At 58.0% G+C, this 24,579-nt stretch carries 25 protein-coding genes and 2 pseudogenes; 12 read left to right on the forward strand and 15 right to left on the reverse strand.

Annotated features, from left to right (window positions below):
- Positions 1 to 16: 16 nt before the first annotated feature.
- The 3 genes and pseudogenes from GTP46_RS06020 to arsH form a co-directional block, all read left to right on the forward strand.
- Positions 17 to 133: pseudogene (locus tag GTP46_RS06020) on the forward strand (ArsB/NhaD family transporter); the annotation flags it as partial.
- A gap of 13 nt (positions 134 to 146) precedes the next feature.
- The gene (arsC, locus tag GTP46_RS06025) at positions 147 to 575 is read left to right on the forward strand and encodes an arsenate reductase (glutaredoxin) (RefSeq protein WP_161005705.1); all 429 of its coding nucleotides are present in this window, start codon (positions 147 to 149) and stop codon (positions 573 to 575) included.
- On the forward strand, positions 568 to 1,284 hold the full coding sequence (gene arsH / locus GTP46_RS06030) for an arsenical resistance protein ArsH (RefSeq protein WP_161005706.1): 717 nt from the start codon (positions 568 to 570) through the stop codon (positions 1,282 to 1,284). The genes arsC and arsH overlap by 8 nt, the downstream gene beginning before the upstream one ends.
- A 163-nt stretch (positions 1,285 to 1,447) precedes the next feature.
- Here the strand turns inward: arsH and GTP46_RS30065 are convergent, their stop codons facing one another.
- The 3 genes from GTP46_RS30065 to GTP46_RS06040 form a co-directional block, all read right to left on the reverse strand.
- Positions 1,448 to 1,579: a hypothetical protein gene (locus GTP46_RS30065; protein ID WP_267877403.1), complete on the reverse strand. Its 132-nt coding sequence runs from the start codon at positions 1,577 to 1,579 to the stop codon at positions 1,448 to 1,450.
- A gap of 56 nt (positions 1,580 to 1,635) precedes the next feature.
- Complete coding sequence (locus GTP46_RS06035) at positions 1,636 to 1,905, reverse strand: hypothetical protein (RefSeq protein ID WP_161005707.1); 270 nt, start codon at positions 1,903 to 1,905, stop codon at positions 1,636 to 1,638.
- Positions 1,906 to 2,060: 155 nt separating this feature from the next.
- Positions 2,061 to 2,426 carry a winged helix-turn-helix domain-containing protein gene (locus tag GTP46_RS06040; RefSeq protein ID WP_161005708.1) on the reverse strand — a complete coding sequence of 122 codons (366 nt, stop codon included), beginning with the start codon at positions 2,424 to 2,426 and terminating at the stop codon, positions 2,061 to 2,063.
- Here GTP46_RS06040 and GTP46_RS06045 point away from each other — a divergent pair.
- The gene (locus GTP46_RS06045) at positions 2,365 to 3,309 is read left to right on the forward strand and encodes a sulfite exporter TauE/SafE family protein (RefSeq protein WP_161005709.1); all 945 of its coding nucleotides are present in this window, start codon (positions 2,365 to 2,367) and stop codon (positions 3,307 to 3,309) included. The two genes, GTP46_RS06040 and GTP46_RS06045, sit on opposite strands and share 62 nt — an antisense overlap.
- A 172-nt stretch (positions 3,310 to 3,481) precedes the next feature.
- Here GTP46_RS06045 and GTP46_RS29680 read toward each other — a convergent pair whose 3' ends face one another.
- From GTP46_RS29680 to GTP46_RS06055, 3 genes and pseudogenes are all read right to left on the reverse strand, one after another.
- Positions 3,482 to 3,808: a YnfA family protein gene (locus GTP46_RS29680; RefSeq protein WP_371869579.1), complete on the reverse strand. Its 327-nt coding sequence runs from the start codon at positions 3,806 to 3,808 to the stop codon at positions 3,482 to 3,484.
- Positions 3,809 to 3,844: 36 nt separating this feature from the next.
- Positions 3,845 to 4,630 (reverse strand): annotated as a pseudogene (locus tag GTP46_RS30070) (PAS domain-containing protein); the annotation flags it as partial.
- A gap of 299 nt (positions 4,631 to 4,929) precedes the next feature.
- Complete coding sequence (locus GTP46_RS06055; protein ID WP_161005711.1) at positions 4,930 to 6,198, reverse strand: EAL and HDOD domain-containing protein; 1,269 nt, start codon at positions 6,196 to 6,198, stop codon at positions 4,930 to 4,932.
- A gap of 314 nt (positions 6,199 to 6,512) precedes the next feature.
- On the opposite strand from GTP46_RS06055, the gene GTP46_RS06060 reads away from it, so the two are divergent.
- Both GTP46_RS06060 and GTP46_RS06065 read left to right on the forward strand, forming a co-directional pair.
- The gene (locus tag GTP46_RS06060; protein WP_161005712.1) at positions 6,513 to 6,776 is read left to right on the forward strand and encodes a DUF1488 family protein; all 264 of its coding nucleotides are present in this window, start codon (positions 6,513 to 6,515) and stop codon (positions 6,774 to 6,776) included.
- The gene (locus tag GTP46_RS06065; protein ID WP_161005713.1) at positions 6,776 to 7,036 is read left to right on the forward strand and encodes a hypothetical protein; all 261 of its coding nucleotides are present in this window, start codon (positions 6,776 to 6,778) and stop codon (positions 7,034 to 7,036) included. The genes GTP46_RS06060 and GTP46_RS06065 overlap by 1 nt, the downstream gene beginning before the upstream one ends.
- Positions 7,037 to 7,507: 471 nt before the next feature.
- On the opposite strand, the gene GTP46_RS06070 is transcribed toward GTP46_RS06065, so the two are convergent.
- The gene (locus GTP46_RS06070; protein ID WP_161005714.1) at positions 7,508 to 7,699 is read right to left on the reverse strand and encodes a hypothetical protein; all 192 of its coding nucleotides are present in this window, start codon (positions 7,697 to 7,699) and stop codon (positions 7,508 to 7,510) included.
- A 291-nt stretch (positions 7,700 to 7,990) separates the two neighbouring features.
- Here GTP46_RS06070 and GTP46_RS06075 point away from each other — a divergent pair, with 291 nt between their 5' ends.
- The gene (locus GTP46_RS06075) at positions 7,991 to 8,320 is read left to right on the forward strand and encodes a hypothetical protein (protein WP_161005715.1); all 330 of its coding nucleotides are present in this window, start codon (positions 7,991 to 7,993) and stop codon (positions 8,318 to 8,320) included.
- Between the two features lie 243 nt (positions 8,321 to 8,563).
- Complete coding sequence (locus tag GTP46_RS06080) at positions 8,564 to 8,737, forward strand: hypothetical protein (protein ID WP_161005716.1); 174 nt, start codon at positions 8,564 to 8,566, stop codon at positions 8,735 to 8,737.
- Positions 8,738 to 9,041: 304 nt separating this feature from the next.
- Here GTP46_RS06080 and GTP46_RS06085 read toward each other — a convergent pair whose 3' ends face one another.
- The 5 genes from GTP46_RS06085 to GTP46_RS06105 all read right to left on the reverse strand — a co-directional run bounded on the left by GTP46_RS06085 (position 9,042) and on the right by GTP46_RS06105 (position 15,989).
- On the reverse strand, positions 9,042 to 9,317 hold the full coding sequence (locus GTP46_RS06085) for a hypothetical protein (protein ID WP_161005717.1): 276 nt from the start codon (positions 9,315 to 9,317) through the stop codon (positions 9,042 to 9,044).
- A gap of 676 nt (positions 9,318 to 9,993) precedes the next feature.
- Positions 9,994 to 11,169: a tyrosine-type recombinase/integrase gene (locus GTP46_RS06090; RefSeq protein WP_161005718.1), complete on the reverse strand. Its 1,176-nt coding sequence runs from the start codon at positions 11,167 to 11,169 to the stop codon at positions 9,994 to 9,996.
- Between the two features lie 86 nt (positions 11,170 to 11,255).
- Positions 11,256 to 13,751, reverse strand: a complete 2,496-nt coding sequence (locus GTP46_RS06095) for an ATP-binding protein (protein WP_161005719.1) — start codon at positions 13,749 to 13,751, stop codon at positions 11,256 to 11,258.
- A gap of 8 nt (positions 13,752 to 13,759) precedes the next feature.
- On the reverse strand, positions 13,760 to 14,782 hold the full coding sequence (locus GTP46_RS06100; protein ID WP_161005720.1) for an ABC transporter substrate-binding protein: 1,023 nt from the start codon (positions 14,780 to 14,782) through the stop codon (positions 13,760 to 13,762).
- Positions 14,763 to 15,989 carry a hybrid sensor histidine kinase/response regulator gene (locus GTP46_RS06105; RefSeq protein ID WP_161005721.1) on the reverse strand — a complete coding sequence of 409 codons (1,227 nt, stop codon included), beginning with the start codon at positions 15,987 to 15,989 and terminating at the stop codon, positions 14,763 to 14,765. The genes GTP46_RS06100 and GTP46_RS06105 overlap by 20 nt, the downstream gene beginning before the upstream one ends.
- Before the next feature lie 141 nt (positions 15,990 to 16,130).
- Between GTP46_RS06105 and GTP46_RS06110 the strand changes: the two genes are divergently transcribed.
- Together GTP46_RS06110 and GTP46_RS06115 are read left to right on the forward strand one after the other, a co-directional pair.
- On the forward strand, positions 16,131 to 18,101 hold the full coding sequence (locus GTP46_RS06110) for a peptidase U32 family protein (protein WP_161005722.1): 1,971 nt from the start codon (positions 16,131 to 16,133) through the stop codon (positions 18,099 to 18,101).
- 197 nt (positions 18,102 to 18,298) lie between these two features.
- Positions 18,299 to 21,529, forward strand: a complete 3,231-nt coding sequence (locus GTP46_RS06115; protein WP_161005723.1) for a di-heme oxidoredictase family protein — start codon at positions 18,299 to 18,301, stop codon at positions 21,527 to 21,529.
- A 28-nt stretch (positions 21,530 to 21,557) separates the two neighbouring features.
- On the opposite strand, the gene GTP46_RS06120 is transcribed toward GTP46_RS06115, so the two are convergent.
- The 3 genes from GTP46_RS06120 to GTP46_RS06130 are packed head-to-tail and all read right to left on the reverse strand — an operon-like array spanning position 21,558 to position 23,251.
- Entirely contained in the window at positions 21,558 to 21,785 is a 228-nt protein-coding gene (locus tag GTP46_RS06120; protein ID WP_161005724.1) for a pentapeptide MXKDX repeat protein, read from the reverse strand.
- Between the two features lie 33 nt (positions 21,786 to 21,818).
- Entirely contained in the window at positions 21,819 to 22,601 is a 783-nt protein-coding gene (locus GTP46_RS06125) for a molybdopterin-dependent oxidoreductase (protein ID WP_161005725.1), read from the reverse strand.
- A gap of 14 nt (positions 22,602 to 22,615) precedes the next feature.
- Positions 22,616 to 23,251 (reverse strand): cytochrome b/b6 domain-containing protein, encoded by a 636-nt coding sequence (locus GTP46_RS06130; RefSeq protein WP_229258815.1) that lies wholly within the window; start codon positions 23,249 to 23,251, stop codon positions 22,616 to 22,618.
- Positions 23,252 to 23,361: 110 nt separating this feature from the next.
- Here GTP46_RS06130 and GTP46_RS06135 point away from each other — a divergent pair, with 110 nt between their 5' ends.
- Positions 23,362 to 23,934, forward strand: coding sequence for a sigma-70 family RNA polymerase sigma factor (locus GTP46_RS06135; protein WP_161005726.1), 573 nt, complete (start codon positions 23,362 to 23,364; stop codon positions 23,932 to 23,934).
- Entirely contained in the window at positions 23,931 to 24,578 is a 648-nt protein-coding gene (locus GTP46_RS06140; RefSeq protein WP_161005727.1) for an NrsF family protein, read from the forward strand. Before GTP46_RS06135 ends, GTP46_RS06140 begins: the two co-directional genes overlap by 4 nt.
- Position 24,579: the final 1 nt, after the last annotated feature.

A 24,579-nucleotide genomic window follows, 5' to 3' on the forward strand; every position in this document is an offset into this window, starting at 1 on the left:
CAAAACGATCTCCTAGATCCTGGCGAGCAAGGATATTCAGATCTCATGGGGCTACTATTTCCGCGTCGGTATCGTATTGACCTTGCCGGTACTGTTGATCACGCTGGCCGCGCTCGCCGTGCGCCTGGCTTAATGGAGAAAATTTTATGACCGTTACCATCTACCACAACCCCGACTGCGGCACGTCGCGCAATACGCTGGGCCTGATCCGCAACGCCGGCATTGAGCCGGTGGTTATCGAGTACCTGAAGCATCCGCCTGACCAGGCCACGCTGGTCGAACTGATCGTAAAGTCCGGCCTGAGCATCCACGACGCGATCCGCCAAAAGGGCACACCCTACCTGGAGCTGGGGCTCGACTCGCCATCGAAAACCAAGATGGAATTGCTTGAAGCGATGGTGACCCATCCGATTCTGATCAACCGCCCGTTCGTGGTAACGCCATTGGGCGTGCGGCTGTGCCGGCCGTCGGAATTGGTGCTTGACATCTTGCCGCAACCACAACGCGGCGCCTTCGTCAAGGAGGATGGGGAGCGCGTGATTGACGAACATGGGGAGCGTGTCAAGCATGGATAAGATTGCGAATCTGCCGAACATCAATCCCGAACAGCTTGACATACCGATCACGGCCAAGCTCGCGCAAGTGGGCGAAATGAACCATCCGCCGCGCATCCTGATGCTCTACGGTTCGCTGCGCGAGCGCTCGTTTAGCCGCTTCCTGACCGAAGAGGCCGCGCGCATCCTGGAACACTTCGGAGCGGAGGTGAAGATCTTCGACCCCATGGAGCTGCCGATGGCAGGCAGCGTGCCCGAAGACCATCCGAAGGTCGTCGAGTTGCGCGAGCTGTGCCTGTGGTCCGAGGGACAGGTCTGGTGTAGTCCAGAACGCCACGGCGCCATCACGGCCGTGATGAAAAACCAGATTGACTGGATTCCGCTGGAGATGGGCGCGGTACGCCCTAGCCAAGGCCGCACGCTGGCCGTGATGCAGGTCTGCGGTGGGTCTCAGTCCTTCAATGTGGTCAACACACTGCGCCTGCTGGGGCGCTGGATGCGCATGTTCACCATCCCGAATCAGTCCTCAGTGCCGATGGCCTACAAGGAGTTTGACGATGCCGGCCGCATGCGCCAGTCTGCCTACTATGAGCGCGTGGTAGACGTCATGGAGGAACTGTTCAAAATGACACTACTGCTACGCGGTCGCAGCGACTATCTGACCGATCGCTACAGCGAACGCAATGAGCAACACTTGAAAACCATCAACGCGGCCATTCAGAAAATCTAGGTGGCCTCCGCTACGTATGCGGTCACGAAAGGATCTTGCATGGATAGACGGATAAACGGTGCGATAGGAGCAGAAGCATGATTCACCGATCATCGTCTATCCGAATGAAAAGGCCCACCTCTTTTTAAGGCGGGCCTTTTGTTATGCCGTATCTATCCGACGATTAGAAGCAGCAAGCCAGCATTTTGATGCAGCAGGCGATTTGACCGCAGCAGTCCGCGTTAGCAGCAAACGCAACGGCGGAGGCGGCGAACAGGCCGGCGGCGACAACAATTTTGGTAACTTTCGATTTCATAATCATTCCTCTAATGGTATTTGGTGAAAAGTCTGGAGATAAACCTACCACTGTAGTTAATCCGGTGGCGTCCAAACTTTTTCATAGCGATCGGCGAGAAATGGAGAAAGGTGGGCGGCATGCTCGCGAGCGGGCGGCACCATCACAAATGCCGCTACCGCCGCACCTGGTGCAATCGTCGGCGCCACTGGTGCGCATCCCATGTCGATGCATTGCGCTACATTGCACTCTTTCAGCGGACAGCAAGTATGCAATGCACTCGTCGCGGAAGCGAACGATGCGCAGAGGAAAAGCAATGCCAGCAGGAGAATGCGAATTTTATGCATGCTGTATTCTAGCCCAATCCATACTGCGCTGCCTGTTAGGCGTGGACGCGAGCGATATGCACAAGCCTCAGCTGCGCTAGCTCGAACTTGATCTGACATATTGCGTTCACTGACCTGTCGCATTCGCCTCTAAAGCAGCCCTTGGACGTCTTGGGCTATTTAGAACTTTTCTCATTGAGTAAACTTTCGAGGCGTGGCAAATATTTGTTAATCGCGGCGGTAGCATCCCGCTCGGCAGCACGATAAAGTTCAAGAACAATTGCCCCGGTGGCAGTGAGGTTTGCCCCACCTCGCTCAGCGCCCCCTCGCTTCGTCTCGACTAGCGCTTCCACGAAGTGTTCATTCATCGCTTTTACGAGGGTCCAGACATGCTGGTAGCTCATACCGAGTTCGCGTCCAGCGGCAGCCAATGAACCTGTTCTGTCTATCCACTCCAACACGTCAGCTTTGCCGGGGCCGATGGCTGTCCCATGGGCAATCGATACCCTTAGTCTGGGAAGTGCTTTCAATTCTGTCTTCATTTTTTTGACTGATTCTGGTTATACTTCGATATACAATAAATTTTATATCGGAATCGCTAGCATGTCTTCGTTTGAACCAACTGAGCAGGGATCAGCAAATAGAGCGCATAACGTGTTCACGATTTTCATTGCAGGGGGCGCTGTTGGCGCACTGGGCGGATTGATAGGGCTTGGCGGAGCTGAATTCAGGCTGCCGCTACTTATCGGCCTGTTCGGGTTTGCCGCCATTTCAGCGGTCATGCTCAACAAAACCATCAGCTTGGTGGTCGTTGCCTCAGCGTTGATATTTCGAGCGAAAGCAGTTCCGGTCGACCTCTTACTATCGAACTGGCACATAGCAGTGAATGTGCTGTCTGGTAGTCTTATCGGTGCTTGGTTCGGGGCATCTTGGGCTGTAAAGATGAAAAGCCGTACCCTTTATCAAACTCTAGCGGCAATGCTCGTGCTGATTGCAGTCGTGTTGTTTTTCGGACATCAAACAGAGACGTCCGAGCCGTTGTTTACTGGGCCGAAACTGATAATTGCTGGCGTCATTGCGGGCTTCGGCATCGGCGTTGTGGCAGCCATCATGGGCGTCGCCGGTGGAGAGCTTTTGATTCCAATGCTGATTCTCCTCTTCGGCGTTGATATCAAACTCGCTGGAAGCCTATCCCTTGCCATAAGTCTGCCGACCATGTTGGTAGCGTTTTTCCGCTTTAGCAAAGATGCCGCATTCCGAGTGATAAGGGAGAATAAAGCGTTTGTCGGATATATGGCGTTGGGTTCGATGGTTGGAACAAGCATCGGTGGGCACCTCGTCGGCGTCGTTTCTGTGTCCGTTTTGCTGCCTCTGCTGGCAGCAATCCTACTGGTGTCGTCAGTAAAGGTGTGGAAACATAAATAGTCCACATCGCCTGCTGCCTGCCGGTAGAAGCCGTTGAGAGCTCTACCTGCATCTCCAACGTTCAATGTCACATTCAGGTCATCGCTAGGCGGTAATATCGTGTCGTCTCTCGAATCAACTCCCGATTTGATTTACTGCCTCTATTTCGAGGCAGTTTTTTTTGCCTGCAGAACTAGCGCTGACCCAATGCGATGGTTCCCGCGCCAGCAAGCGCGAGACCTACGCCAACATAGTCATTCCACGAGGGGGTGACCCCATCAACGAAATACAGCCATCCAATTGCAGTAGCGATGTAGATGGCTCCATAGGTGGCGTACACGCGGCCGCTGGCGTCGGGGTGCAGTGTCAACAACCAGACGAATACCATCAAACTCAATGCCGCCGGCAGCGCCAGCCATGCAGAACCTCGTCCGCTTAGCCACAACAGTGGAAGATAGCAGCCTAAAAGCTCTGCAATGGCGGTGGCGAAGAACAAACCAAAAGTGCGTGCAACCGCGATCGTACCATCGCTTGCGTAACCTGTTCCACCAAGCGCACGAATCCACTTTATCGAACCTGTCAACGGGGCAACCGTGCGATAAACAATATCGTATGCATTTTGATTGCTTATCGACGCGGCGATTGCTCGTTGAGTCGGTTCCCTATCCTCAGGGTGGATACGGTCGTAAAAGTCTTCAATTGTCACTCTGACGGACGGCTCAAAAAAGAAGTGCTCTTTTACCTGATCATCCCACTCAAGTACATCGAAGGGCAGATCGCAGTACCAGAAGCCAACATTCGAGAGGCGGCTTGCATACTCAAGGCGCCCGCGATTGCGCTCCAGCTCCTGATTTATTTCTTCGCGCACCGCTCGCTCGCTGGCAAGTTCTTGGCCAAAGAAGTCCACCGACTCGACAATAGCCTGATCAATTGCCTCGTTGAAGCGCATCACATCATCTGCCGCTGAGTCCTCACTCAACGAGTATTTCATCGCCATCCATAGTCTCAAGACGCTCGTGCGTAGGGCGCGGTATTCGCTGACGAGTTGCGTCATTGAAAAGCCGTCTTGGGCGCGTAAGGCAACATGCACCTCAGCTGCAGTATGTGGGGCGTTTGGGGATATAGCGGCCAAGCCGTGAGACTTCGCAGTTCGGTTAGCCTCAGTCTGAGGCTGACGAAGATCGTCACAAATCGCCTGGAGAATCTGTGGTGCGTGGTGTCGCAACGAAAGTACGTCCATCTTTGCGGCGGATGGCAGTTCGGTAGCGGCGAACGCGTCCCACTCTGTGAGTATTTCCTGTATGTGTGAATCAATGAAATCTGACAGCCGCATATATGACATCTTTCCTTTGTGACTTTTAAAATGGCACGGGCATATACTTCGAGTCCTTCCCGATGAGTCGTTGCCGACAGTACACCTACCGACGCGTCCTCACGGTATGGCGTGAGGCGCTGCCCGCCCCAGCTGTAAAGCGCGTGCTTGGGTACTGGCTTGGCGTACTGGAGGAGATCGAGCGCGACACCCGCACGGTATTGGACATTTTGGTCAATTACCGATAGTGCCGTCTTGCTTAGGTATAGATGCTGTACCACAGGCTGCCATTGCATCGAGATTCTCTCAGCATGGTCTTGCTCAAGCAGTTACAGGGTAAGTCCATTGGACCACTGGAAGGCCTGCAGCTGCAACCGATGTAGATCGGCGGGACTCATTTTCAGGTATCGAAGATGGCTATGCATTGCCGTTCCCAACTGAGCCTGTTCGAGCATCTCGACAATATCAAGGAGTCGTCCCAAATCGCCGCTGCGCATTAAGAGGGCAGCACGGACATCGTCAGAGACGACGAGAGTATCAAGCACGTCGGACATCGACATCGAGAACAGAGTATCTATCAGGGACAACATGCCAACAGTAAACCCGGTATCGGCATCCGTTCTTCGCTCCGTACGGGTGTTAAGCAGCATCAATTCAAGGAGCTTACCCCGCACAGTCGCCATTTGCAAAAGTGGCGAAGATAGCTCAATCGTCTCGCCCGGCTTCGCATAAAGAAGGATTTGCAACCAGCGCTGCAATTGACGGCGCCCCAGCACCAATAAGGCCTTCCCGATCGAGTCAATTTTAATATGTGCCCCGGCGGTTGGCGTGTTCACTAAGCGCAATAAATTTAAGCTAATCAGGGGATCATGTTTCACGCTGAGCTCAATAACGCTATTTTCGACATCGGTGTTAATTTGATCGAGTATGCGCAGGATCGCTAATTCCGATGGCGAAATCTTCCGACCAGACAAGACGACTGGACGAGCAAAGTAGTACCCCTGAAAATAGTCAAATCCCAAGCTCAGGCACTGCTGGAACTCTTCGCGCGTCTCGACTTTCTCGGCTAGAAGTTTTTTACCTGCCTTATTCAGTTGACCAAGCAATACTGGCAGAGCGTTCGGCGCCACACCCTTTAAATCAATCTTCACCACATGAACAAGTGGCAGCAACTTTCGCACGTCCTCCGAATCGACAATCACATCGTCCAATGCAAATTTGAAACCGAATTGCTTGAGTTCCGTCACCCGAAGAATAACCTCAGGCGTTGCCTTGACAGTCTCCAATATTTCGAGGACCACTTTGTCGCTGGGAAGAAAGCGGACGAAATCGCTCGCGAGTACCGTCGCGTCGACGTTCACGAAAGCAAGCTGGTGTCCGACAACCTGCTCCATCCCCAATTGGGATACATGGGCAATGACTGCGGCGGTAGCCGAAACGTCATCCGATATGCCCGCTTGGCCGATATCTGCGCTGCGAAAAAGTAACTCAAACCCCATCAAGCGTTGATCCCGCCCGAGGATAGGCTGCCTGGCAAGAAAAAACTCTCCCGACGGTGCTGGCGCACGGACCGTATCGGTCGTAACGAGATCTGTCATTGAAACCCCACTACAGTGCAGAGTATTACGGAACGAGTGATGAGCCATCTTAGCATGACGTAACTTTCCAATAGTCAAAAAAAAGGAGCAGGGAAGAGGTGAAATCAAAGCTGGGCTCTTAGTGCCGCGCAGGGATCACTTCCAAGAACCGACGTCCCACATCAATGCTAAGTTGAAATATGATCAGAATTGATTAGAATGTGACGTCGTTATACAAGGATGCCTGACCGCAATTAAAAGGTCTTGTCCACGGGGAGAGCTGCGCTGGTTTTCGGCAAGATTCGCCGCAGGGATATCACTTTTGGAGGATGCTTATGCCCGTATTTTTTCCCGAACTCCCTGCACGCTGCACGGCGGTTGCCACCGTGGCTTTTGATGCTTACTACAATGGTGATCGCATAATTTGCGAAATTTCGGCCGAGGCGCTGAACGACCACTTCGGTGCGGTGTCTTTTTCAAGCTCAGATCTCGTTGCTGCTTTTGAGCGCAATCGCTTTTTGATCGAGACAGTGGCACGTGCCGTTCTCCCGGCGAGGGCACCGGCCGGTCGTTGCCTGCTAGTCACCGCGGATTTTTGATGCTGTTCTTCGCCGAAGTCGCATGGCGCTACTTGCCCAATCCCAAGCCATTACGCGATGCTATCATCTCGGGCCATGTCGATATCACACAGTTGGCCGGCAGCACGGTATATCTCATCTCCAGACAATGCCACAATGTAGATGAAGTGGAAGCCGCGATCATGCGGCGTAATGCTTGGGTGCGAGTAGTCGCGGACATCGAGAGCGTGGTGCTAGCCACGGCGTTCGTGTTTATTCTGTATTTCGCTTGGCATTTTTAAAAACAAATTGAAAGGGCAAATATGGCACGTGGAACTTTCCTACTGGCCACGACATGCCGCCACGGGCGGCGAAGCTGTCCCCAACTGGCAGGCTTGCCCGAAACTACTCTTGGCTGGATTTTCAAACAGATCCTTTCATCCAGAGGTGGGCCAAGACGAAAAGCGTAGCCGTCTTGACTATCCGATAGGCATGTGACGTTCGGTGTAGCGGCAAGTATGACCACTTTGACTGCGTGACTTGCTCCGCATGGTGAAGGGGAGGCGTTGCAAACCATCCATGGCGGCCGCGAGGAGGAGGTAAAACCATATGCGATCCCGCCATCCCGGACAGCGGGAAGGAATTGAAAACTTATCGCTGTCGCTTGAGCAGTTGATTCCGTCGAGATAAAGGCAATATACAGCGTGAAAGTTCGTAAACTATATAAGAAATCAATTCTTTATTACTTTTCCGCTTATGTGCTATTTCTGGCCTTATCCCGGCTGCCCCTCAAGGAAGCCATTGAGGTAACGACTGAAAATGGTTGGATAGCAAAGGACTTTGTTCCAGCAGTAAAACTTCTCCATGTTCCAGTCATTGATAGCGTCGGGGAATTTATCTCCGCCTGAATCTGAATTGATATAACAAAAAGCCAGCAGATCGCTGGCTTTTTTTGATTTCGTCATGGTGTAGCTGGCTCCCCCCTCCCAACTAAACTGCGCCTAGCTGTTGCTAGTTAGGCGAAGTGCGTTGGGAATGGGGCGCAGTATCGGGCATTGGGCAAGGTTTCTCGTAAAGTAGTAACGGTGACTACCTTGGACAAGAGTGACGTTCAACGACGCACATCGTCATCACTTTGCGATGTAAAGTTTTACACTTGCGCATCGCCATTGATGGGTTACCATTTTCCAATATCACTAATTAAGTGAATATCACTTTACCGTGCGGATTGGTGTAACTCGTTCGTGCATGCTGCCGTGGTTCCGCAACTGGCGGCAGGCCCGGCTCTTGATCGTCAGCAGTTGGCCGTGCGGCTGGCAGAATGGTTCGCCACGCTTCCGCGCAACATCACAGTGGCCTGCGCTAGCTTCACCGACTGGGAGTTGCTGCTCGACGCGCTGGATGGCTCGCTACCAGCAAACCAAATCGGGCGATACGATCTGCGTGCGCACAGTGACTCGGCAGAATTCAACCATGCGTTCATCCGCTATAATGAGCAAAGCGCGCCTTGGCATCACGCGCTGCACGATGCCCGCGCCCACAGGCAAGGCTGGTTAGCGTGGCAGGGCAAAGGAAAGACCAATTGAAATGACGAGGGATGAACTGATCGCAGCCGTGCCTACTCACATGCGAGATGGCAGGCCGTATCTGATTGCGCTCGACGCGATCCCCCAGCCGTGGCGGGGCCAGTTCGAAAATGATTTAGTTGGGAGCGCGTGCCCACTTGATCAGACCCTTGGCAAATGCGCCTTTGTCTGGGATTGGGCCGCATGGGTTAGTGGGAATTGGTATGGGCGTGGGCCTGCTGGGTTAGGGTTAGGGTTAGGCTGATGCTAATCTTCATCGATACGGAGTTCACCGCCCATGCGCACCCTGATCTGGTTACCCTTGACGTGCGCGGTGGCATGGACAAGATCATCACCTACAGAAACAACAAAACAGTATGCGCCGTTGCGACGGCCGTATTTACACTCAACATCCTGAAATTAGGCCAGCCTAATTAAACACTAACGCTATTTAGATTTTATTCATTTATTTAAATAATGACGGTCTATGCAGCCAAGACTGGCCTATCCGATCGTTGAACGCACAACTGGGGTAAGCGAGCTTAGCGCCCGATTTTTTCCAAATTCTGTGTCAGCCCTAAATACGACGCCGAGCCGGGCAAGCGGTTCTACACCAAGGTGGTGAATGTCGGCGTGCGCGATTCAACCTACGTGCTGGACGGCCTGCTGTACCGCGATCAAGCACCTGCGCGAACTTCCTGAGGTCGCTCACCTCGGCGGTCAGCTTGCTGAAAGCTTCACTTTACGCAGCCACAATGCCACGTAATTTCTCAACTTTCTGCTCCTGTTCGACGGTCCTTTGACGGGGCTGGCTCGGCGCCGCCTGCAGCAGCGCAGCGTTGGCCCGTTCGGTGCGCAGTTCCAACTCGGTTTCGCGCAGCCGGTCCGCGTAAAAGGCGGCCTGGGCCGTAGCGGCCCCGTCCACGCGGCGATTCTGGGCCGTCGCCTCGGAGACCGCGTCGGCAATTAGGGCGGGCAGGGCAGACGGCATTGCAAGCAGTACGCCGGTCTCAGGCATCGATTCGACCTGTGTGGTTTCAGCGGCCAGCGCGGCCTTTTCGGTGGCGAGCGTGGACGTTGCCGGCCGCCGGTGCTCCGCGTAGGTACGTAGAAAACGCCGTTAAACGGCGGGGCCGTAGAAGCGGCCAGTTGCGGAGCTAGGGCGGAGTAGCGATTCGGATTTCCGCTTGATCCACATGGGTGACAGGTGCGATTCACGCAACCATACGACGAGGCGCAGGGCACGATTCGTTACTGAGGAACGACAGCATTGGCGATGGGGCAGTAACGAATCGCAGAATACCGCGAGGATTTAATTCGTATCCTTGACAGTAGACGGCTAATGGGTGACCCACTTTTGAGTCAGATTCCGTTGCAAATCAGATTCCGTTGCAAATTCGTGGGGAAGGCGGATCCAATTTTCAATGCAAATTATGCACAATATTGCATTCTTCCGAGAGTTTGCACAACTTAAGGTTTTTCCGATATTTTCAAAATTTTGACAATTCAAGAAACCGCACAGATTTCATGCTTACAGAAAGTTTTTCAGTAAGTGAAATCCCGGCAAATTAGGGGAATAAAGGAGCATAGCTTGTGCTGACGCTCTCAAACAGCCGTTCAAACCATGCCGATATTGTCCGGTTTAGGCGACGACGAATGCGCATGCCATTTTACATAATATAAATTATGCGAAATTATGAAGATTCCCTGGAGCCGGTCACAGAAGCGAGAATCTCGTCGTGGCGTTCGTTGTCGGTCTTGTGCAAATACGCTGCTGTTGTGGCGATGCTGGCGTGGCCGGCGGTTTCTTGCAGGGTTTTCAGTTGCACGCCATTGTTGGCGTGATTGGTCAACATGCTGTGCCGCAGCCAATGCGCTGATGCTGCCCGTAAGGTTGCCGCCATGTCGAAGTTGCCCATCACGTCCGCTGCGCTGGCCGTTTCTGCAAAGATGGCTTTGAGCGCGTCGGACGCGGCTTCGTCGCTAATTCGTACCAGCGCCTCGCCACGGCTAGACAATACCAGCGGCGTGGCGTCGCTGCGGACTGCGTGTGGCGGCATGCCGTAGGCGTGACGATATTGACGGAATGCCGCCAGCATGTCCGGAGGCACCGGCAAACGGCGCGGTTTGTTGCCTTTGCCGAGGACGTCCAGCCACCAGCGGCCGTTGCCTTCAGTGTAAAACGCGCCCATGTTGGCGCTGACGATTTCATTCAACCGGGCGCCGGTGTGGATATACGCGGTCAACAGGAAAAGATCGCGCTCGCGCCGGCGTATGGCCGCTGGCGTCTGGGCGTCACGCGCGGCGGCCGTGGACAGCGCCAGACTCAGCGCGTCCGACGTCAGGTAGCGCGTGATGCGGCTCGCGCTCATGGTTTTGACGTGCTTCACCAGCGCTGCCGGATCGCGCCGCAAGTAGCCGGTGTGCGTGGCGTACGCGAACAATCCTTTGACTGCAATCATGGCCTGGCGGCGGCTGGCGTCGGACAACGGGCCGCTGAACGGCCGGTATCGTGGATCGCTGCGCGGCCATTTGGTGCTCGAAATCCAGTCTTGCGGCGGCGCTTTCAGGAAATCCTTGTAGCCATTCAGGTCGGCTACGTTGAGCTGGCGCAGGGTTTTTCCGGCCTCTTCCCGGCACCACGTGAGGAAGCGAAATAGCTCCTTTTGAGTATTTGCCATCGATTTCGGCCCCAATTCACCGTGGCTGATGAATTCCCGGGCAATTTCGCTGTCCGTACGGGCATCGGTCATGGCGTCCTCGGCGATGGTGCGCAGGGCGTCGATATCACGTTGGCGACGTTGTTCTGCGCCGTCGCTGCGGGCCGGGAATGGATCCAAGTTGATCAGGTCGAATTTTTTTGCTGGCATTACTCATGAAAACTGGACAAATATACAGTCAATTATACAGTATTTCACACAGTGTTTTTAATCGACAATATAAGTAGTAATGTCGATTAAATGACAGCAACGCATTTGGCCAGCGCCGCCCGCAGTTCGCGGATTTTTGGCGGTTTGCTCAGGACCTGGTCAACGTTCACCGGGCCATCTTCACCATCCGGTATCAGGCGCTGGCCCCAGCCTGTCAGCAGGATCACGGGTGTCGCAGGCGCGATTTGCTTGATTGTTTCCGCCACTTTGCGGCCGTCCACGTATGGCATGCCGAGGTCGGTGATCACGACTTCGTAGCCCTGCCCGCTGGCCTCGGCTTCGCGGAAACGGTCGATGCCGCCCTGTCCGCTGTCGGCTTGCGTCACTTGGTGGCCATCCGCGCCCAGGATGTTCCCTAGCGACGCCAGCAAGGTCGGATCATCATCCACGATCAGGATTTTCAGGCTGCTCCCCGGCCGCAGCGCCAGCTGGCTGTCGTCCACATCGATTGCCTGAGACGCCGCCGGGAAGTACATTTTCATCGAGGTGCCCTTGCCCACTGCCGATTCGATCGCCAACCGGGCGCCGTGGCGCTCGGTCATGCCGTACACGGTGGCCAGCCCCAGCCCGGTACCACGCTCGCCTTTGGTGGTAAAAAACGGTTCCATGCAGCGCCGCTGCGTGGCTTCGTCCATGCCGGCGCCGTTGTCGCTGACGTCGATCAGCACCTGTGCGCCGTCCTGCCGCGTGCGCAGCGTGATGATGCCGCCGTCCGGCATGGCGTCCACGGCGTTGAAGACCAGGTTGGTCAAGGCCTCGCGGATTTCGCCTTCCACGCCCAGAATCAGCGGCAAATCCTGGCCCAGATCCTGCCGCATCTCGATCACAATGCCGCGCTGTTGCGGCATGTCCGACCAGCGCGCCCGCGTCAGGTCGACCACGTGCTGCATGATCTGGTTGACGTTGACGGTGCTGAGCGTCAGCTGCGGCGCCCGCTGGCGGTAGAACTCGCGCATCCGCGCCACCGTGGCGGCGACATCGTCGATGGCGCGTTCCATCACTTGCAGGCTGGCGCGGCCGCGTTCGGTCAGGCCGTGCTCGGTTTCCAGCAAGGATTCGGCGTACAAGCCTATCGGCGCGATGGCGTTGTTGATGTCGTGCGCGATGCCGCTGGCCATCTGGCCGAGCGCGCGCAGGCGCTCCTGCTTGGTCACTTGCGCCTGGCTGCGGTGCAGGTCGTCGTAGGCTTGCTGCAGCGTGGCGTTGAGCCGCGCCTGGATGGCGGCCAGCGCCACGTGTTCGCTGAGCTGGCGTAGGAATTCGCAATCGCTGCTGGTAAAGCCTTCGCGCTGGCGGCGCGCCACAATCAATACGCCAAACACGGTGCTTTCGGCCAGCAAGGGCGCCAGCACCATTGATGCCAAACCGCCCTTTGCCAGCCGTTGCGGGAAGGGAAAATCGACCAAGCCGATGTCCGGCTCATATACGAGCTCGCCGGCAACACAACGCGACAGGCCGTTCTGGTCGATGGCAATATGGGCCGCTTCGCCCATCGCCAGCGCCATCGACAAATCATAGCTGCGCACGCCAACGCCGCTGACCACCAGCTCACCATCCGTGTAGACGCAAATCGCGCCAAAATCCACTGGCAACTGGTCCTCAAGGCTCCGAATCACCACCTGGAAAATGCTGCGCAAATCCTGCCGTTCGCCGATCGATCGTGTGATCTGATGCAGCAGGCTCATACGCGTCAGCTGCGCAAACACCCTGCCTTCGGCCGCTTGCCGCTCTTCGATTTCGGCCTGCAGCGCGCGGTTGGCTTGCAGTAGTTCGTTGCGTGACACGGTGGTTTGCCGGAGCCGGTCGACCATATTGTCAAACGCTTGCGCCAAGCTGCCAATTTCGTCGTCCGAGCGCAGGTCGAGCGCGAAATCCATGCTGCCGGCGCCCACCACTTCAGTGGCCCGGTGCAAGCGCGACAACGGCACCGTCACGCTGCGGATGGTCAGGCCCATCGCCCCCAGCACCACAATCAGGATCAGCCCACCCAGCGCAGCACCCGCCACCATTGAATTACTTTGCGCAGCGAGGATGTTTTTGCGGTTGATCTGCGCCAGCGTTTCTGCATCCGACATCATGTTTTGCGCGCGATTCATGATGAGGCCGCTGAGCCGGGCTTCCAGTTCCAGCAAGATCTCGCGCCGTGCTGGCTCTCGCTCCAGCTCGGCCTGCAGTCCTTGCAGTTCATTGAATATATTGCCGATGGAGCGCAGGCGCTGGCGCACGCTGTCCAGCAATTCCCGCTCTTCCTCGTCTTCAAACCGGCCGTTACTGGCGATGAGTTGTTGCAGCGATTCGCGCCGCAGCAGCCATTGCGCGCGGCTGCGCTCCTCGTGATGCAGCACGTATTCCAGTGACAGGTAACGCAAGCCGGAGGTGCCGCGCAGCACCTCGCTTGTCATTTCCGCCTTGGCGATTTCGTCGCGCATCTGCAGCGTGGTACGGGCGAAGATGACCGCCATGATCGCCAGCAGCACGATGCAGATCAGTTGCGCCAGCCTGAGTCGGGTTGCGATTTTCACGCGCTGTCCTAATAGATGATGGTCACTTCGGTGGGATCAACGGTCTTCATCCCATCGAGGTAGACGTAGTCAAGAAAATTGGGCACGGCATGCGCGCTGCTCAGGCCGCGTTTGATAGCCCAGCGCGACTGGTCTTCAAACACCAGCAGCAGGCTCTGGTCCAGCTCCAGTCCGAAATGGCGCGACTGCCACGAGGCCAGCATCGCTGCCCTGCTCTCCGGCGTCAGCCGCGTCAGGAAGGCGGAGGCGGCAGCCGGATGGTCACGGCAGTAGCGCTCGCCATCGTCCAGCGCTTGCAGCAGCCGCACGATGGTCTGCGGATGCTGGCGCAGGTACGGCGTCGGTGCCACCATGTTGTAGATGCTTTCGTAAATATCCTGCCCGGAGAAGCGCAGCGCGTTGGCGCCCTGCTGCTGTTCTATCTGGCCGAGGAAGGGATCCCAGCCGCTGACGGCATCCACTTCGCCCGTCGCCAGCGCTTGCTGTAAGCCGTCCGGCGCATAGTTCACCAGCTGCACATCACCGGTATCGAGGCGCAGGCGGTTGAGGAAAACCTCCAGCGCAAAATGGGCTGACGTGGTGAGTGTCACGCCGATGCGCTTGCCTCGGAGATCGCTGGCCTGCTTGATGCCGTGATCGCGCCGCGCCACCAGCCCGTGGTCCTGGTCGGTGCGGAAGATGGTGCTGATTACCTGCACCGGCGTGCCGTTCAGCGCCGCAAACACGATGGGGATATCAGCCACGGTCGCCATATCGGCCTTGTTCGCCAGCACCGCGCCCAGCGCCTGCTTGCCGGTGTTGTGCGGCTGCAGTTGCACGCGCAACTGGTGATTGGCGAAGTAGCCCTGGCTCTGGGCCGCCACCACCGGGCACGCGCCGAGGTAGTCGATATTGGTGGCGATGATGAGGGATTCGGTCGCAGGGGGCGGCCGGCTTGCTGGCCGCAAGCCCAGCCACAATCCGATGGCGATCCCGGCTAGCAAGGCCGCGCCCACCGCCAGCCACAGCGCTTTACGGCCCGATGGATTCATGGTGGCCTCCTTGGGATACGGCGGCCGGTGCCGGCGCGTCGTGCAATGGCAAGTCAATGCGGAAGGTACTGCCCACGCCCAGCTCGCTTTCCACTTCGATGGCGCCGCGCATGGCTTCCACCAGCCGCTGGGTAATGGTCAGGCCCAGCCCTGTGCCTTCTTCATCGCTGCTCTCGCGGCCAGCGCGGCCGAACGGCAGGAAGATATTGGCCAGCTGGGCCGCGCTCAATCCCACCCCGGTATCGGTGACGACTACCGAACCGTGGCCATTGTGCAGCTCGCAGTTCACGCTGACGCGGCCGCGCTCGCGGTTATATTTGACGGCGTTGGACAACAGGTTGACCAGGATCTGCTTGAGCCGCACCTCGTCCGCGTACAGCACCAGTCGCGTCTCCGGCAACGGCGCCAGCACCACTTGCCGTGCCTGCGCCAGCGGCGTGACGATGGCGTAGGCATCGCGCAATATGGCATCCAGCGGCACCGGGCCCATGTTCAGCGCCACCTTGCCCGCTTCAATCTTGGCGAGGTCGAGTATCTCGTTCACCAGCGTCAGCAAGTGCCGGCCGGACTGCACAATGTTATGGGCAAAGCGCTGGCGGTCGCCTTCGCCTTTGGGGAATTTATCGCTGGAGAGAATTTGCGCAAAGCCGAGGATGCTGTTGAGTGGCGTGCGCAGCTCGTGGCTCATGCTCGACAGGAAATTGGATTTTTCGTGGTTGGCCCGTTCGGCCTCCTTGCGCGCCGCGTCCAGCACGGTGTTCAGCCAGCCCAGCTCTTCCACGCGGTCGCGCAACGCCGCTTCCAGCTGCAGGTTCTGCAACCGCAGCTGGCGCGACTCGCCGGCCCGGTCCAGAATCGGCAGCAAGGTGGCGGCCTTGAACGGTTTGACAATGTAGTCGAGAACGCCAATCTTCATGGCCTTGACGGCGGTATCAACCGTGCCTTCGCCGGTCATGATGATGCAGGCAATGTAGGGATCGAGCGCACGGGCAGCCTCGACCAACGCCAGCCCGTCAATGCCGGGCATGACCAGATCGGTCAGTAGCAAATCGAAACTGCCACTGCGCAGCTGCACCAGCGCGGCTTCGCCGGTGGAACAGCCGACAGCGTCGAAATGGTGCTGCCCAAGAATGTCGCACAGTGCCCTGAGGTGGGAAAGCTGGTCATCCACCACCAGAATCCGTGCGGACGGGACGAATTCGGACATCGGCTCCCCCAAGCAAGGTCATCTTGTATGAGCATTATGCCAAATTCAACATGTCGAAAAGATCACCAAAAATCACAGTCCAAGTGACTTAAGGCCTTGATTTCGCTATAATTCCCGCCTTCATACGTAAGGAATCAAGCCATGACTCTGCTAGCCCACCAGCTTGAACTGCTGTCGCCCGCCAAAACCGCCGAAATTGGCCGTGAAGCCATCTTGCACGGCGCCGACGCCGTCTACATCGGCGGCCCGGCGTTCGGTGCGCGCCACAACGCCAGCAATTCGATCGAGGAAATCTCCAGCCTGGTGGAGTTCGCGCACCGCTACCGTTCACGCATTTTCGTCACCATCAACACCATCTTGCACGATGCTGAACTGGAAGCGGCGCGCAAACAGATCTGGCAGCTGTACGAGGCCGGCGTTGATGCGCTGATTATTCAGGACATGGGCTTGCTCGAAATGGACTTGCCGCCGATCCAGCTGCACGCCAGCACCCAGTGCGACATCCGCACGGTGGAAAAGGCCAAGTTCCTCGGCAACGTCGGCTTCTCGCAGCTGGTGCTGGCGCGTGAACTGACCATCGAACAGATCAAGAAAATCCGCGCCGACGTTGAGACCCCGCTGGAATACTTCATCCACGGCGCGCTGTGCGTGGCGTATTCGGGCCAGTGCTACATCTCGCACGCCGACACCGGCCGCAGCGCCAACCGCGGCGACTGCTCGCAAGCCTGCCGCTTGCCGTACACCCTGAGCGACAGCAAAGGCGGCGTGGTGGCGTATGAAAAACACCTGCTGTCGATGAAGGACAACGACCAGAGCGCCAACCTGGAAGCACTGGTCGATGCCGGCATCCGCTCGTTCAAGATCGAGGGCCGCTACAAGGACATGGGCTATGTGAAGAACATCACCGCCCACTATCGCCTGCTGCTGGACGAGATCATGGAGCGCCGTACCGAGTTCTCGCGCGCCGCCAGCGGCCGCACCAGCATCCTGTTCACGCCAGACGTGGACAAGACCTTCCACCGCGGCCACACCGATTACTTTGCCAACGGCCGCCTGGACGACATCGGCGCCTTCGACAGCCCGAAATACGTAGGCGTGGAACTGGGCACGGTCACCCGCATGGCGACCGACCATATCGATCTGCACACCAATGCCGCGATGGCCAACGGCGACGGCCTCAACTACCTGTTCAAGCGCGAGACCTTCGGTATCCAGGCCAACACGGTGAAAAAGCTGGGCGAGGATGAAGAAGGCCAGCAATGGCGCGTATTCCCGAACGAAGCCATCAGCGCCCTCACCGGCCTGCGGGTCGGTATGACCATCATGCGCAATCGCGACCATCACTGGGAAGGCGCGCTGAACAAGAAGTCATCCGAACGCAAAGTCGGCCTGCACCTGACCCTGAGCGAACACAATGATGGCCTGCGCCTGTCCCTGTGCGACGAAGACGGCCTCACCAGCGAAACCGACGCCGCCATCGCCTTCCAGCCGGCGCAGCAAGCCGAGCAGGCAGACGCCTCGCTGCGTGCCAGCCTGGCCAAGCTGGGCGCCACCATGTTTATTGCGGACAGCGTGGAATTGAATCTGTCCAAGCCGTGGTTCGTGCCGTCGGCCGCCATCAACGCGCTGCGCCGCGACGCCATCGAGGCGCATGAGGCAGTGCGTCTGGCCGCGTGGGACCGTCCTGAACGCAAGGCACCTGCCGAGCCGCCAGCAGAGTTCCCGGACACCCAGCTCAGCTACCTGGCCAACGTTTACAACGAAAAAGCGCGCGCCTTCTATCACAAGCACGGCGTGCAGCTGATCGCCGCCGCTTACGAGTCGCACGAGGAAGCCGGCGAAGTGCCGCTGATGATCACCAAGCACTGCCTGCGCTTCTCGTTCAATCTGTGCCCGAAACAGGCCAAGGGAGTACAAGGCGTGCAAGGCCAGGTCCGCGCGGAACCGATGACGCTGGTTAGCGGCGACGAAACCTACACCCTGCGCTTCGACTGCAAACCGTGCGAAATGCACGTGGTCGGCGCCATGAAACCGGGTATTTTGAAGTCGGCGCCACCGTCGAATATTCCGTACAGCCCGCTCACCTTCCACCGCCAGCGCCCACGCGCTTGAGTAATTTTCATGTAGCGCCCGATCCTGTATCGGGCGCGTTCATGCTAATTAATGTTAATTCTTGTTAGTTGCGCACGATTGCCCAACTGGCTTGACAGGTAATACAACACAATATATCTTCATGGACGTTGCCATGCGGCAATCCAGCCACGAGCCAAGGAGATAGCATGAAGAATCGTCCTGATCGACAGCGATCAATGGAAACGTTTCACCGAATAAGCACCACAGGGCTGCCAATCGCCCTGAGTCTGTTGCTTGCCGCCTGTGGCGGCGGCAGCGATACCACCCAGCCGGCCGAACAACGTGCGGCCAGCGCCATGAAGCTGTCCAACCTGATCGCGTCGGGCGTGTCGTCGAGCGAGCCGGAGGTGGCGCTGACGCCGGTAGCCGCCACGTCCAGCGGTTCCGAACGCGGCGATTTGTCGGCCGCTGCCGCAATCGATCACAACCCAGCCACACGCTGGGGCAGCCTGTTCAGCGACGATCAATACCTGACGCTGGATTTCGGCGTGTCCAAGCCGATCAACCGGGTCCATATCGAGTGGGAGAACGCCCACGCCATCCAATACCTGCTGCAGGTTTCCGATGACAACGCCAGCTGGACCACGATCAAGACCGTGGACAACAGCTTGGGCGGCATCGAGGACTGGAGCGGTCTCGGCGCGCAAGGGCGCTACCTGCGCATGAAGGGCGTCAAGCGTTCGACTGGCTACGGTTATTCGATCTTCGAGATCCAGGCCTATTCCGGCGGCTCGACCGGCAGCACCGATCCAACCCAGCCGACCCCGCCAACCTCGCCAACCTCGCCGGATCCAGTGCCGGTCGATACCAGCAAACCGGGCGTGTCGCTCAAGCCGATCGCCGCAACGTCTTCGCCGGTGGAAAATCCCGGCAACTCGGCCGCCAACGCCATCGACGGCAAGACCAGCACACGCTGGGCCAGCGCCTTCGACGACGGCGCCTGGATCCAGTTCGACTTCGGCGTGAAGACGCAAGTCGGCTACATGAAGCTGCTGTGGGAGAACGCTTACGCCAAACAGTACAACCTGCTGGTGTCGGACGATGGCAACAACTGGACGCAAATCCGCAACGTCGGCAATGGCCAGGGCGGCACCGAAGAGTTCTTCAACCTCGGCGTGAACTCGCGCTACATCCGCTTGCAAGGCGTGGCGCGCGCGACGCAGTACGGCTACTCGCTGTTCGAGGTCGAATTCAAAACGCCGGGCAGCGATAACACGCTGGGCTCGTCGACCACGTCGGCGTTCAAATTCCCTGCCAGCGGTGCGGGCTGGGCGCCCTTGCCTGCTTCCGATGCGATCGAGTCGCTGCAATTCACGCTCGCCGACGGCACGCTGGTCACCCGCTTCGGCGCGCGCGGCCTCGCACGCCACGGCCGTGAGCGCGGCGAAGAGTGGAATGAAATCGGCTACGGCCCTAATGAAACCGTGGATCCGGCCACCGGCCTCCCGGTCGATAAAGGCCCGGGCAATTACCTGACCTTTGTGCCGCAGTACTTCAAGAACCGCACCTGGGGCATGGAGATCATCGACAACAGCAAGGTGGCCGGCGTGACCAAGCCGCAGCTGATCGTCAACCAGTACACCACGGTCGATTTCCTGCAAGGCGGCGTGGCCTTCTTCCGCGCCATCGACCGGCCGGGCGTGACCGGCTACGGCTGGATGGCGCCGGGGCAGCTGGTGGACGACAGCGTCAAGGTCTGCAAACCGATCGCCTACCCGGCCAACAACAAGCTGGCCAGCGTGAACGGCATCAATGGCGCGTGTACCTTGCAGGTCAAGGAATATCCGGGCATGACGGCGCTGGACGCCAACGGCTTCCCTATCGCCGGCAAGGATATCAAGGCGCGTCCGCTGGTACAGGGCGATGTGATCGAAGTGTCGCCGTCGATGTTCTCGACTACCGACTCAATGCTGTCCAAGGGCGACAACGGCGGCATTCGCTACTACTCGTATGAGTGGGTGTACGTGGTCGGCCAGGGCCTGAAGCCATGGTACGGCGTGCAGCCGCGTTTGAACTCGGTGCCGCTGCCGGCGGAGACGCTGTCCGGCGGTCTCGGTTCAGTGGGCTACAACTACTCGGACAACGCGCTGTTCATGTTCCAGCAGCCGCAAACCAATATCGGCATGCAGAATATGCAGCGCTTTGTTGAAGGCCGCCGCTTGTTCCACACCAGCTTCACCACCGGTGAACACAACGAACCGGGTAATGACCGTTACGATGCGGCGGTGGGACTGCAAGGTCCGCACTTCAACCAGTCGTCGTGCTTTGCCTGCCACGTGAACAATGGCCGCAGTGTGGCGCCGGCTGCGCTCAACCAGCGTCTCGACTCGATGTCGGTACGTGTGGCAAGCACCAATGCATCGGGCCAGCAAGTGCCGCATCCGGTGTACGGCACCACGGTGCAGATGAATGCCGTGTCGTCCTCCGGCGCGCCGCAGAACTGGGGCACGGGTGTGCGCGTGTCGAGCTTCGAGACGTCTTCCCGCAAACTGGCCGATGGCACGGCAGTGGAGCTGCGCAAGCCAGTGCTGGCGTTTGAGGGCCCGGTGCCGGATACGGTCTCGCTGCGTGCAGCACAGCCTATCATTGGCGCGGGCCTGCTGGAAGCGGTGGCGGAAGCTGACATCCTGTCGCGCGCTACCAGCACGCCGGATGTCGATGGCGTGAAAGGTGTGGCCAACTACGTGTTTGATCCGGAAAGCGGCGCGGTGCGTTTGGGCCGCTTCGGCTGGAAGGCATCCAAGGCCACGCTGCGCCAGCAAGCTGCATCGGCACTGCTGCAGGATATGGCAGTGACGTCGCCGGTGTATCGCAACCGCTCGTGCAATACTGATCCTGCTGGTTGTGCATCGGCGGCGACACAGAAAGGTATTTCGGAAGCGGACCTGCAATCGCTGTCGCGCTATCTCGCACTGGTGGCAGTGCCGGCGCAACGCAGCTTGGCCAGCGGCTTCCCGAAAGGCGTAGCGCCTATCGATGAACTGAATGTGGATCCGGCCAAAGTATCGGCAGGCGCCAAGGTATTCCAGGGAATGCGCTGCGCGGCTTGCCACACGGCGGAAATGAAGACCGGTAACGGCCACCTGTTTGCGGAACTGCGCAACCAGACCATCCGTCCTTACTCCGACCTGCTGCTGCACGATATGGGCACGGGACTGGCCGACAAGTTTGCCGAAGGCCAGGCCAAGGGCAATATGTGGCGTACCGCGCCGCTGTGGGGCTTGGGCTACACGGAAAAAGTGATGGGCAATGCGGCCAAAGCCGGCTACCTGCACGATGGCCGTGCGCGCAGCCTGACGGAAGCCATCATGTGGCACGATGGCGAAGCCGCCAAGTCGCGCCAGCGCTTCGAGGCTCTCTCGAAGACGGACCGCGAGGCCCTGCTGGCGTTCCTGAAATCGCTGTAATGTAGCCTGCTGCTTTGGGAAAGGACGACTATTTTTTCATGTCGTCCTTTTTCATTTCATCTTTCTTCATGTCGCTCTTCATTTCGTCCTTCTTCATCTCGTCTTTTTTCATACCGTCCTTCTTCATCATCTTATCCTTGGCCATTTTGTCCTTGTGCATGGCCTCTTCCTTGGTTGGTTCCTTCTTCATGGCGTCCTGCGCGTAGGCGGACATGGACAGGCATGCGGTGATCAAAACGATGGCGATGTTTTTCATGATATTTTCCTTCGTAATAAAGAGAGAGATAGTTCAGCTGCCGCCGAACCAGTTATACCCCTGGTCTTCCCAGTAGCCGCCAGAGTAGGTATTGGTGACAAAAATGGCTTGCACGTGCTTGGGATTCTTGTAGCCGAGCTTAGTCGGCATGCGTAGCTTCATCGGATAGCCGTACCGCGGCGGTAGCGTCGCGCCGTCGTAAGTCAGCGCCATCAGCGTTTGCGGATGCAGCGCGGTCGCCATGTCGATGCTGGTGAAATAGTCGTCGGCACATTTGAAGCCGACATACTTCGCGCTCAGGTCAGCGCCAACGTGACGCAGGAACTGCGCAAACGGCACGCCGCCCCAATGGCCAATGGCGCTCCAGCCCTCGACACAAATGTGCCGTGTAATCTGCGATTGCTGCGGCATGGCGCGCAGCTGATCCAGGGTCCATGGCTTGCGGTCGGCGATTAGTCCGCTCAACTCCAGCCGCCAATCATCGCCATCAACCTCGCGGACTTCCTCTTCGCCGTAATAAGCGTTGAACGGGAACGGCTGCGTAATCATGCTGGCCGGGTAAGTTGGCGCCAGGCGGTTGGGATCAAACAGCAAGGCCTGAGCGCGGTCGTTCAAGCGCGAAATACTGGTGAGCGCCTGCTCGATGCTATCCTGGTCATCGGTGGCGCAGCCGGTGAGGAGACTCAGGCCGCCGAGCGTCAGGCCGCGCTGCAGGAAGGCCCGGCGCGAAGGCTGGGCGATGCGTTTCATCGCATCCTTCAGCATCAACTCACCGTCGTTGGGCAGAATGATCTCGCGTTTTTTGAATAGTTTCATGGCAGGTCCGATCGTTAATGGCCGCGCAGCATAGCCAGCAAGGTGCGCGGCACCAGGGCTACCATCACGACATGCAGGGCGATGAAGGCGCATAACGCTGTCATCGCGTAGAAGTGAACGTACCTCGCGCCCTCATAGCCGCCCAGGCACTCGCGCAGCAGCGGAAACTGCACGGACTTCCACAGCACCAGCCCTGATAACACCAGCAGCACACAATCCAGCATGACGAACAGATAGGCCAGGCGCTGGACGCTGTTGTAATGCCGCGGGTCGGCGTGCGACAGCTTGCCCTTCAGCGCTGCGCCCACGTCATGCAGCAGCTGCTGTGGCGAGATCGGGAAAAACTGCCGGCGCAAGCGTCCCGAGAACAGGTTAATCAGCAAATACAGCGCACCGTTGAAGGCCAACAGCCACATCGCCGCGAAGTGCCATTGCAAGGCGCCGCCCAGCCAGCCGCCTAGCGTCAAGCTGCGGGGAATGCTAAAGCCCATAAAGCCGGTCGCGTTGTAAATGCGCCAGCCGCTCGAGACCAGCAACAGCACGGCGATCGCGTTCAGCCAGTGCGTGCATCGAAGCCAGGCCGGATGAATGGTCTTTGACTTGACAGCCGTAGCCGGCATATCATTCAGCCGCAAGTTAGGGAGTTTCATTGTGCATCGCCTGTTTGTGAGGGGCAGTGACAGGTAATTCGCTGCAATCGATGAAGAGGTTACAGCGGCACGCAAAAAAAATTTAATTAAGGCTGTTACCAACGACGCCAATGGAACGAATAACTGAGCATAGCCCCTTGCACCATACCGAGTTGCGGCTGCACGCACTGTTTTTGCAAGGGCTGGATGGCGACGCTGCGGCATATCGCGTTTTTTTGAAGGCGACAGCGCCATATTTGCGGGCTTTCCTGCGGCGCCGCCTGAGTGCTTGGCCGGACCAGGTGGAGGACCTGGTGCAGGAGTCGCTATTGGCGATTCATAACCAGCGCCTCAGCTACGACAGCGGATTGCCGGTGACCGCGTGGATTTACGCGATCGCCCGCTACAAATTGATCGACTGGCTGCGGCGACACGCGCGGCAAGACGGTTTGCACCAGCCGTTGGATGATGAGGATGCGCTGTTTTCCAGCGCCGACCAAGAGGCCGGCGAGGCGCAACGGGATGTATTGAAATTATTGGCCACGCTGCCTGATAAGCAGCGCGATGCGATTATTCACACCAAACTGGATGGTTTGTCTGTGCGTGAAGCGGCCGACATATTGAACATGTCGGAAGCGGCCGTGAAGGTATCCGTGCACCGCGGCTTGAAGACGCTGGCGGCGACATTGCGAGAAACGATATGAAAACAGACGACTTGATAGAGATGCTGTCCAGCGGGCCGGATGCCGGCGTCGCGGCAGGCGCCAAATCCGGAGGCGCCCTGCTACTGCCTTTGTTGGCCGGCTTGGTAGCGAGTGCAGTCCTGATGCTGGTGCTGCTGGGCGTACGTCCGGATCTGGCGGAAGAAATGACGCAGCTCGCATTCTGGAGCAAATTGATATTTTCGCTGGCCTTGGCCGCCGCAGGATGGCTGGCCGTCAAGCGCCTGTCCGCGCCGGGTGCCCGCACCGCCGGGTTGCCATTTTTCTTGAGCATGCCGGTGTTACTGGCATGGTTCGCCGCTGCCCTGCTGCTGGTGAGTGCTGTACCTGAAGCGCGGGCAGGCATGTTCTGGGGCAGCACATGGCGCTACTGCCCCTTGCTGATTGCCTTGATCTCCATGCCCATCTTCGCCGCCACCCTGCACTTTATGCGCAACCGCGCGCCGACTCAGCTACGCACCGCTGGCGCGGCGGCAGGCTTCGCGGCCGGCGGCGCTGCTGCTGCTGTCTACTGCCTGCACTGCCCGGAATTGAGCATCGTCTTCGTCGGCTTCTGGTACTTGCTCGGAATGCTTATTCCTGCGGCAGTCGGGGCCATGATCGGACCACGCGTGCTGGCCTGGTGAG

Source organism: Duganella flavida, assembly GCF_009857445.1.
Classification (GTDB): Bacteria; Pseudomonadota; Gammaproteobacteria; order Burkholderiales; family Burkholderiaceae_D; genus Rugamonas; species Rugamonas flavida.